Below are 9658 nucleotides of genomic sequence, written 5' to 3'. Positions count from 1 at the left end.
CAAAACACCCCAAACACCCCTATGAATAAGCCTCATTGCATTCCGCATGGCTGCCTGCTACATCAAGATGGAGCAATACACGAGGGCAATAGACATCTGTGTTGAGGGCCTTAAGGCCGACCCAGACATGGACTCTGCCACACTCCTCGCTGTCAGCCAGAACTGCTGCGAAGCGATTGAGAAACACTGCTATGACATGAATGAGCTCGAGAAGTCGAAAAACTGGTTCCGCAACATGCGAGACAAGTTCACTAGTCTTGGCGTCCCGCAACACCTGACGAAACGCATCATCACGTTCATCGATCTCTACATCAAGCGCATCGAGCTACTGCAGGTTCCACCCGCCGACCCGAACCGAGTCCCGGATTTCCCACTCAAGGCAATCGGCATCGCCGTTCTTGGCATCATCGCATTCATCTCATACCCCCACATCGTGACATTGCTATTCTTTGCGGCGCCAACCGCTTGGGTTGTATTCTATTTTGTCCGCCACGCCGAGTACAAACGCATGAAGGAGGCCTACGATCAATCTGTCGTCGAGCACGAAAAAGTGAGCGCCGCCCTACAAGCCATGACAGAAGAATCATGACACGTGTGAGCACCGCATTATTTCGGCGATTGGATCGACAATGCAAAGTCAGGTAGCCGACACGATTTCTCTCGGCAATGACATCCTGGGCTTCGTCGGGCGGAGCAACATATGGGTCGAGGATTCCTTGGTGAATCGAGACTCGGTGCGCTTCACCCAGTTTCTCATGGCCAAAGCGCTGGAGGAGACAGCGCCAGGGCAGCTAGAGGTGCTGGTCTTCGACGATGCGCTCAAGGGTATGGCAGCGCCGTTCCAGGAGGTCAACAGTGGTGGGGAGAGGATCCTGCACCACATCAACGACACGCAGGAACTCACCGAGACCATCCACCACCTGCACGAGCACATCCAGGCCGTCCTCAACGTCATCCAGGGGCGCACGGAGAGCCTGCTGGACTTCCGCCGACAGCTCTCACCCAAGGTAGAGGGCTTCAAACTGGTCGTCCTGTCCACCGACTATGAGCTGCTCAGCGACGAGATCAAGGACAAACTGACCGTCCTGCTCAAAGCCGGCCCAGCCGCCGGCGTTACCTTCCTCATCCACTCCATGACGTTGGGGGTCAACGAGCTTGTTCTTGGCCTGAGCCAACAGTGCCAGGTCGACGGAAGCACAGTTCTAGACGAACGCAGTGGCGTACGGGGCCGCTTCGACCCACTGAGCGCGGATGAACTAATCGCGGTCAGTCGCCGCGTGGCGTCCGCCGTTGCGTCGGCGCAGGTGGAGCCAGTGGCCTTCAGCGAGGTGCAGCCGCTGGACGCTCCGTGGTCGCAGTCCAGTCGGGATGGCATCAGCTTTGCAGTGGGCACCTATGGGATGTCCACCATCGAGGTCACCCTCGGCGACGAGCTCAACCAGCGCCACAACGCCCTGATCACCGGCGCGGTCGGGCAGGGCAAGTCCAACCTCATCTCGGTGGTGGTGCACTCCCTGTGCCAGCGCTACTCCCCCAGCGAGATCGAGTTCTACATGCTCGACTTCAAGGAAGGTGTCACCCTCCAAGCCTTCGCCCCAGACCCGCACACTGGCTCATTCCTGCCGCACGCCCGCGTGCTGGGGCTGGACGCCGATCGGGAGTACGGCGTCAACGTCCTGCGTCACCTCTTCGCCATCTACCGCCAGCGCATGGCCACCTTCAAGGCCGCTGGTGTGCAGAACATCCGCCAGTACCGCCTGGCCAATCCCGAGGCCGTCATGCCCCGCATCGTGGTGGTCATCGACGAGTTCCAGATGCTCTTCGGCGAGGACGACGACACCGCCGAGAGCGCGGTCGACCTGCTGGTTAAGGGTGCCCGGCTCTTCCGCGCCTGCGGCATCCACTTCATCCTGGCCTCCCAGACGATCAGCAGCGGCTACCTCCTGGGTGGCACCGCAGGCGAAGGGCTCTTCGGCCAGGTGCCAGTGCGCATCGCCCTGAAGAACTCCCTGGCGGAGTCCCACGCCACCCTGGGGTTCAAGAACGACGCTGCCAGCCACCTACGCTCTCGTGAAGCCATCGTCAACCTCGACTACGGCGAGCTGTCCTCCAACCGCAAGACCACCATCGCCTACGCCGACGACGCCATCCTGGCCAAGCTACGCACCGCCTGGTGGCAGCAGGCCCGAGACACTGTCGCCCCGCCTGAGGTCTTCGAGGGTGAGCGCCGCCTCAGCCTGCACGACGACGCACGCGTCCTACCGTCGCTCCACGCCGGCCAGGCGATGCTCGGCAGACGCATCAGCGTCGGAACGGCACCGCTCACAGTCGACTTCACGACCGACGTCGGCCGCAACCTGGCCCTGCTCGGCACCGGCCCGGGCCACGCCATCCTGCTCAACGCCGCACTGTCTCTGCTGCACAGCACGCCTGCCGCCGAGCTCATCCTCCTCGACCTGATCGGCGACTGGCACTCACCGGCCCGCAACGCCGTGCGCGCCACATTCGAGCAGCAGCTCACCAAAATCGGCAGCACCTACCGCATTGTCGACAAGCACCAGGCCGACGCCCTCGTCGATGAGCTGGCCGAACAGGTCGCTGACCGCGCCGACAACGCCAGTGCCCCACCGGTCTACGTCATCGGGTTTGGCCTGGAGCGCTGGCGTGCCAGCTCCGACGAACGAGAAGAAGCCGTCCAGGAGCTGTTCAAGGCCGCGCCCGTCAGCCATATCCACTTCCTGCTCTGGTGGAAGAAGCAGACATCGTTCGAGAACTGCGTTGGCTACAACGGCAGCACCTACTTCGATATCAAAGCGGCCATGCAGCTCGATGCCTCGTCGGCCGTCGACTTCTTCGACGACGCCCTGCTGCGCTGGCGCGGTGCCGACAATCGCATGCTCGTCTGGGACTCCGCCGAAATGAGCAGGCCGCAGCTCGTCATCCCCTACGCCCAGCTCCCACACCCATCACTCCAGAACGAAGGTACACCGTGACCTCACTCGCCCAAGTCAAAGCCGCCATCAACGGCGTCATCAGCCAGATCAACGAGCAGAACGGCCTGATCAACGACTTCAAATCCACCAACCGCGACAACATGACCCTCGTCACCAGAACCCTCCAAGGTGGCCAAGCCGGCCATGAGCAGACCATGCTCACTGCCCTCCGCCGTGCCGACGACAGCCTCAGCAAAGCCCAACAGGCGCTCCGCCAAGCCGAGCAGTCCGCCAAGAAAGTCACCAACATCTAAAGCCCCTGCGCACCGCAGGGATTTAAACTAACCAACTTCCACGAAAGAACAGGCCCATGGCACCAGACAATGCCGGCGACGACCTCAACGCCGTCATCACCGCCGCCCGCCAGATCGGCTCCAGCGCCGCACAACTCAGCCAACGCACCAGCGCCGCCTCCACCACCCTCGGCAAAAAGGGCCAGAAGCTCGCTGCCGTCTCCCACCCATCCAAGAGCGGCGCTGCGGCCGCCAGAGCCGTCACCACCGCCCAGCGCAGCCTCCAAGACAGCAGCGCCGCACTCGCAGAGCTCGGCAGGGCTGTTGAACAGTTTATACAGGCAGCAACACAGTAAACGGGTACACGAGATGGCGACATACAAGCCGATTACCGACGAAATAGTAGTACTCATAATTAGCAAGCTCAGCCACACAATAGAACTATTAGGTAATGTAACCAAAAAATGCGAAGAAATAGTTTCCGAAACCGACACCATATTCACCGCTTCGGACTCCAAACACGGAAGTCAACTAAAAAGTGAAGCACATCGCATGGTCAGCGCATTGAACGACTGTCGAACTAGAATAGATTCCGCCTCAGAGGCAGTAAGAGAACTCGCCCCCAATTCACACCTATAGCAACCATGGCCGACAACTTAAACGACATCCTAAGAAAACTGAAGGATCAAGCGTCGAACCTAAAGAAATATAAAGAGAAATCAGGTGGCATGAAGGGAGTAATCGGCGCGATAGAGAAAGCTCAACGCCGCTTATATGAATATCAGACTCCCGAGACATGTGATGTAGTTAGTCAATTGGATGCGGCGAAAAAGAATATGAATAACGCCATCGACGCCGCCGGCAACTACATTGACATAGTCGCCGAAATTCTCGGAGAGAACACCGTTTCAGAAGAAGTCCTCGCCTTCCTTCGCATCGAAGACAGACTAACCGATCAAAACATGGCAGAGGTCTCACTCTTTGAGGTTGGTGAATATAGTGCGCTCAAGAGCCGCCCAGGACGCGATGGCATGGAGATGGATCACATTCCATCGAAAGCAGCGGTATTTGAAGCTACGTGCAATCACATACAATCGGAGCTCGAAAGGAAACTTAACCCCAAAGAACAAGAAGCAGTACTTAAAGTTGTCGGGAAACTGGGAGGAGCGATAGCGGTTCCCAAGGAAATGCACGACAAACTAAGCCGCACAATACGTGGCCGGAACTCCAGGGATCGCATACATCAAGATAGCCTCGACATTATTCGCGCAATCAAAGCTGACGTAGAAGCGTACACACCCGAGCTCCGAAAAAGAGGGTACAGCGACAAAGACATAGAAATGATATATACTAAGTTAGTGATACGATTTAGTTACCTTAAGGAGCAACTATGGCGACGAAAATAGCGGGAAGCATAACTCGGTATATCAAACTAGTCGGACAAAGTGATGAAGCAGTTAAGGCTGAAGTGCAGCAAATCATCGATGAATTGGACTGCACTCCTGTTATCCAAGAAGTCGACGAGGAACTTCTTGGGTACGATGAGACAAAAATAAATTGGTTGCTACATGATGCCGGAATGGATTTTGCATGGGAGAACAATCGGTTGGAAGCGATTTTTTTGTACACACAGCACTTATATGCCGAATACTCAGTTTATTCAAACCCTCTATTTAGTCAATTTTCTAACACTGCAACACGCGACAATATAGTGCAGTGCCTTGGAAATCCAGAGGGTCAAGGAAAATGGAATCAGTCCTGGATTCGCTATAACAATCCGAACGGAACTTGGACAAATTTCGAATTTGATGATGATCTTCGGCTGCGAATGGTGACGATTTGCGTGCCTATAAGCTAGTCGACTCGACTATCTTCCACCAATATGCTGTGTAGACAATCGTCGAGGCGCCCAATGGTGGTATCGTTCGCTCATGACATACTCAGCCACCGTCGTTCAGGTACTCCTCTCCAGCCCGAGCGACCTCCCGCCAGTGCACAGGGATCTGATTCATAGCACGATACGCTCGTGGAACACGAACTATAGCCGACGCTTTGGAGTATTATTCTCACCTACCGATTGGCAGGAAGGAACGAGTCCGAGTTACGGGAAAGAACCACAGGCTTTTATTAACGAGCAGTTGGTTGCTTCGTCTGACATGGGGTTGGTCGTGTTCACCAATCGGCTCGGCACACCGACGGAAACTCACTCGTCTGGAACGATTGAAGAAATCGATCTACTGCACAGTCAGAACAAGCGAGTCGCAATCCTGAGAAACTTGATGCCAAGCGCGCCGCCCACGACAACGGAGGCGATCCAGCAGTCGGCTGCATTAAACGAGTATCTTAGGTCAATCCAAAACAAGGCGCTCTACAGCACTTACTCATCGAACGAGCAGTTGACGCAGATTATCAACAACACGTTGAACAACGTTGCACGTGATTATGACCCGCCCAGTGAGCCAGCCACCTCTCCCGCACACAATCCTAAGAATAATCCATCGCTTGGCGTTTGGCCTTCAGTTGACATCGAACGCTACACCGAAACTGACAGCAAGGGACGACTTAAGAACAAACGGCTGCTGTATCTCAGCCTCACAAACCGAACTGGGCAGCCAGTGACCAATGTGTCTTATCGATACGAAGACGGCGACGACGAGTCGGGTGGGCCTTTCGATATCAGATTTGATCCTAACAATATCATCAGCACGATGGCGCCAGACGCCGTCCAGCGGTACCCCATTTTGCAAGTTCACGGCTCGCCCAATGAAGCTGATTGCATAGTCGCCTGGACTGACGTGGACGGGGCTAGCCACGAAACGAAGGCCAGCGTGAGGATTAGTTGATGGTCAGCAAAAAAGCAAAACGATTAAGGAAACCGACACATTTCGGCAGCCAGCGCTGCCAGCGTAAGGAATAAAACGGAACGATGGCACGGCAAGCCGGTTACTACGAGTGGGACGACGACCTGACGCCAGGCAAGAAGAAGGAAGGTGGCTGGCACCAGAACCTCTATGATACGGAAGGACATCTCAAAGGCAACGCACGTTTTGTTCCAGTAGACGAAGACCAGGAAGATCCGATCATCGTCACCGAGACGGTTTATGTTCCCGCTGAGGAACGTCTTTCAAAGACACAGGAGATGGTTGCCGAAATAATTTCATCCGTCATTGTGAAACTCATCGAAGACGGTGTACAAGTAGCCAAACCGCATGTCCAACGGTGGTGGAATGAAACTGCTGTGCCGTTTGCCAAGACGAAAGTTGCGGATTGGAAACATCGTCATTCTTCGAGCCATGCCGAGAAAGCGCCACAGTGCGTCGAAGAAATAGTGATTGATGATGTCACTTCTTCTTCAGAAGAGTCCTCGTCCATCAGCATACTGCAGGCCGACGAGCGACCGACCATGTCGAGTGCCGAAGCGCAGGCTCGTCTTCTTGCCGCGGTTGCTGCCCGCACCTATAGCGACGAGCAACTGCGGATGGTGTCGGACTCACAGATCATCGATACCGAAGACTCCGAGACTATCCGATCTGCTCTGGCCCAGATACCGCGCGAGCACCTTATCGCCGTCATCGAGCACATGACCCGTCATCCGCATCTGTTGGAGGAATCAAACCTCGCAAACTTAGCGAGCCTTATTGGTCGAGTCAATCAGGTGGAGAATGTGCCAGCTGATGGGATGACAAACACTGAATAGGTAGAGGCTTATCAGAAGAGATTAAGGCACAGGCTTCCGTCAATCTATCTCTTCGGGTCGCCACCCGTCCAAATACTTCTTGATCAACTTGAGCAGATCTGAACTATCTGGCGCTGGATCGTCACACATCCTATTGTATACTTGCTCAATCGTTGACTCGTCGGAGTAGACGCCGCAGAGCTCTCCCCATGCCAGAACAGGTGTGCGATGTACGTGCGTACTTTCGAAGGACTGGTGTCTATTCTCACCTACCGCCGACTTAAACACAGCGTAGTGAACAGATAGTGGAGCAGTCGTATCAATTCTCTGTGCAATATGGCTCCCCCAGTACACGGGAGCGATCAGTACTCTCAACGGTTTATCTTCATACACAAGCTGTTCGATCGGCATCGCAGCTACACCCTGCTCATACTGCTCCTGAAGCTGCTGGGCGTACGCTTCCGATACGAGTCTGCGACCTGTGTCTGGAACGTAGCCAATGAGCAGGATCAACTCAAGCCGAGCCGAAAAACTCTGTAGTTGAGGAATGATGGCATTGACCGCCGACTCTACGGTACCTCCATTCCTTCGGTACTGCTCCAGAATTTTATCGATGACATAGGTAACATTAAATCGAGCCTCCGGCATAAACACTGACCTATCATCATGCCGAGGAAGGCGTGTCATTGCACCAAGAATTTCCACAATAACGTTAATAAGTCCCGCTTCAGAATATTCTCCCGCGAATCGACCTAGATCGCTGATGACGTCCTCTAGCTCATCATCCGCTATAGCATTAAACTCATGTGCGAGAGCCGCACTATCATCTGTAAGTTGATAGATTCTTTCTGCATTTGCAAAAGCAATCAGCTGATCAGGAAGTACCTGCTCGAGATAGACTTTCATGACCTCTGAGTAAGCAACACGCCGTTTTCGAAGATACTCATCTGGTCTGCCAATGTCGGCAGAGAACATGCCAGGATCGTAGTATGACGAGGTTGGCAAGGTGATACGAAGAAAGGCGTCGATAATTGCTTCATTTTGAGGAACGTTGCTCAGCGCTTGACTAATGTTGATTTCCTTTTCATCCTTACTTCGAATCTCATCGGCGTTGATCTTCGAATTTCCTTCCGGTAACTGGTAGGCCACAAGATACCAAAACGCGTCCGGCAGGAAGAGGCGCATTGACTCGAGTGCAACGATGTCCGAGACTTCGACGCTATCAGTAAGTGCAGCAGCCGTCGATCGTACTGCCATCGCTAGACGCCGCACATCTCGCATGTTCTTCATAGCCGGTACCACGATATTGAGGAGCGTATTATCCCACACTTCTCGGTCGAGCCTAACGTTCACTTGCTCCAGCGCAGAACCCAAAGCCTGAGCCACCTCACGAGTGAGCACCTTCCTTGGAATTATTGGAAGCTCGAACCCATTTTGCACAATCTTCTCAAGATAGACACGTCCAGGCACGCCATCCTCCGTCAGAGCATTTTCTACTCGTATACGATCAAAAGACAGGAGGTAAATGACATTGGGGAAGTTCGCCGTCAAGCGCACCAGTTTGAATATCTCGCGCACTTCCACTTTATCAAGCCGATCAATATCATCAATAATGGCTACGATCGGATGGTCAAGACTCCCGAGCGCTTTAGTGACCCGCTCTTTTTGCGCTGCAACGCTGACACTACGTAGCTCTCGAAATTTTTTCGCAAAAGTCGCCATCGCAAGAAGGCCAGCGGACCATGATCCGGCAACCGGAATGGCCGCAAATGGCGCTACCAGTTCGCTATAGCGTAGCATTTTGGTGGCGATGCTGCGGTACTGTTTGCCACGTTGTTTAAGCTGGACATTGATTTCTCCAAACAAGCCTGCAACGAGCGCTTCCGTTCCTGATAGCAGCCAGGGGTTGTAATCCACAACGAGCATTTCCTTATTTTGCAAGCGCTCTTTAACAAGGTTGAGTACTGATGTCTTGCCAGATCCCCATTGCCCCATAACTGCCAAAACATAACCTTGCGACGCGTCGATCATGTCGATCTCACGCACGATTCGCTCGACGAACTTGCTGCGTTGCAGTAGATCTTCCGAGGCCGTCGAGATGGGATTGTCCGCAAAATAGCTGATAGCACTCGGCGTTTTCTTGGGGTGATCAGTCATCAGTGACCTTCTTGATAAATGGGGCTGCTGACGCTGGGGAACGTTTTGTCAGCACTGCGCAGACAAGCCTACCTGCCTTGTCTTTCGTGGCAAGATCACGCTTACATACATATCGAAGAACTCTTTCGTGCTATAGTAATTAATAGATATGTTCGATAGCGTCCCCTCTCCCTACCACCGCCTCCGTCGCCTCAAAGCCGCCCTGTTGGCAGTCTCCCTGACGCTTGCAGGCATCCTCCTCATGATGCTCAACGCCTGGCTGTCCCCGCTGCGGCTGGGAAGTTGGCAGTGGCTGCACGCGCTGCCGCTGGGCGAGCTGGGTGGGACGCTGTTTGGTGCGGGGCTGCTGTCGACGTTCTTCGAGTACACCTTCCGGAGAGACCAGGAGGCGCATACGCTGGCCCGCTTCCGCCAGATCATCCGGGAGGAGGCTCCGGCGATGCGTGATGCGGTGGTGGAGGGCTTTGCCATTCGCCCTGAGGACTTGAAGCGCGTGGCGACGCCGGAGCTGCTGGATGACGTCGCGGCCAACGTGATGGCCCTACGGCTGGGCGATGAGCAGTTTGCTCGGGAGATCTACCGCGACATCCGAGACCAAG

The 9658-nt window shown here is 54.7% G+C and carries 9 protein-coding genes and 1 pseudogene; 9 read left to right on the top strand and 1 reads right to left on the bottom strand.

Annotated features, from left to right (window positions below; translation table 11 throughout):
* Window positions 1-46: 46 nt before the first annotated feature.
* The 8 genes from HMPREF2883_RS10335 (at window position 47) to HMPREF2883_RS14850 (ending at window position 6923) form a co-directional block, all read left to right on the top strand.
* On the top strand, window positions 47-589 hold the full coding sequence (locus tag HMPREF2883_RS10335; protein WP_256277438.1) for a hypothetical protein: 543 nt from the start codon (window positions 47-49) through the stop codon (window positions 587-589).
* A gap of 130 nt (window positions 590-719) precedes the next feature.
* Complete coding sequence (locus HMPREF2883_RS10330; protein ID WP_256277437.1) at window positions 720-2993, top strand: FtsK/SpoIIIE domain-containing protein; 2274 nt, start codon at window positions 720-722, stop codon at window positions 2991-2993.
* Entirely contained in the window at window positions 2990-3247 is a 258-nt protein-coding gene (locus tag HMPREF2883_RS10325; protein WP_070661939.1) for a hypothetical protein, read from the top strand. The genes HMPREF2883_RS10330 and HMPREF2883_RS10325 overlap by 4 nt, the downstream gene beginning before the upstream one ends.
* 56 nt (window positions 3248-3303) lie before the next feature.
* Complete coding sequence (locus tag HMPREF2883_RS10320; RefSeq protein ID WP_070661934.1) at window positions 3304-3582, top strand: hypothetical protein; 279 nt, start codon at window positions 3304-3306, stop codon at window positions 3580-3582.
* Between the two features lie 288 nt (window positions 3583-3870).
* Entirely contained in the window at window positions 3871-4632 is a 762-nt protein-coding gene (locus HMPREF2883_RS14860) for a hypothetical protein (protein ID WP_141759103.1), read from the top strand.
* Window positions 4617-5084 (top strand): hypothetical protein, encoded by a 468-nt coding sequence (locus HMPREF2883_RS14855; protein WP_141759102.1) that lies wholly within the window; start codon window positions 4617-4619, stop codon window positions 5082-5084. Before HMPREF2883_RS14860 ends, HMPREF2883_RS14855 begins: the two co-directional genes overlap by 16 nt.
* A gap of 73 nt (window positions 5085-5157) precedes the next feature.
* Window positions 5158-6069: a hypothetical protein gene (locus HMPREF2883_RS14340; RefSeq protein WP_075370969.1), complete on the top strand. Its 912-nt coding sequence runs from the start codon at window positions 5158-5160 to the stop codon at window positions 6067-6069.
* A gap of 83 nt (window positions 6070-6152) precedes the next feature.
* Complete coding sequence (locus tag HMPREF2883_RS14850; protein WP_070661931.1) at window positions 6153-6923, top strand: hypothetical protein; 771 nt, start codon at window positions 6153-6155, stop codon at window positions 6921-6923.
* A 39-nt stretch (window positions 6924-6962) separates the two neighbouring features.
* On the opposite strand, the gene HMPREF2883_RS14330 is transcribed toward HMPREF2883_RS14850, so the two are convergent.
* A complete protein-coding gene (locus tag HMPREF2883_RS14330) occupies window positions 6963-9059 on the bottom strand; it encodes a KAP family P-loop NTPase fold protein (protein ID WP_075370970.1) in 2097 nt (698 codons plus the stop codon).
* A 148-nt stretch (window positions 9060-9207) separates the two neighbouring features.
* Here HMPREF2883_RS14330 and HMPREF2883_RS10305 point away from each other — a divergent pair.
* A pseudogene (locus HMPREF2883_RS10305) lies at window positions 9208-9658 on the top strand (hypothetical protein); the annotation flags it as partial.

The organism is Actinomyces sp. HMSC075C01 (assembly GCF_001812965.1).
Taxonomy (GTDB): Bacteria; Actinomycetota; Actinomycetes; order Actinomycetales; family Actinomycetaceae; genus Actinomyces; species Actinomyces acetigenes.
Note: the sequence above shows the minus strand (reverse complement) of the source record. Positions and strands in the feature narration are given on the sequence as shown.

What these genes read in the sequence shown, in the direction of transcription:
- HMPREF2883_RS10335 (WP_256277438.1), top strand. Translation starts at nt 47, where the DNA reads ATGGCTGCCTGCTACATCAAGATGGAGCAATACACGAGGGCAATAGAC.
- HMPREF2883_RS10320 (WP_070661934.1), top strand. Translation starts at nt 3,304, where the DNA reads ATGGCACCAGACAATGCCGGCGACGACCTCAACGCCGTCATCACCGCC.
- HMPREF2883_RS14860 (WP_141759103.1), top strand. Translation starts at nt 3,871, where the DNA reads ATGGCCGACAACTTAAACGACATCCTAAGAAAACTGAAGGATCAAGCG.
- HMPREF2883_RS14855 (WP_141759102.1), top strand. Translation starts at nt 4,617, where the DNA reads ATGGCGACGAAAATAGCGGGAAGCATAACTCGGTATATCAAACTAGTC.
- HMPREF2883_RS14340 (WP_075370969.1), top strand. Translation starts at nt 5,158, where the DNA reads ATGACATACTCAGCCACCGTCGTTCAGGTACTCCTCTCCAGCCCGAGC.
- HMPREF2883_RS14850 (WP_070661931.1), top strand. Translation starts at nt 6,153, where the DNA reads ATGGCACGGCAAGCCGGTTACTACGAGTGGGACGACGACCTGACGCCA.
- HMPREF2883_RS14330 (WP_075370970.1), bottom strand. Translation starts at nt 9,059, where the DNA reads ATGACTGATCACCCCAAGAAAACGCCGAGTGCTATCAGCTATTTTGCG.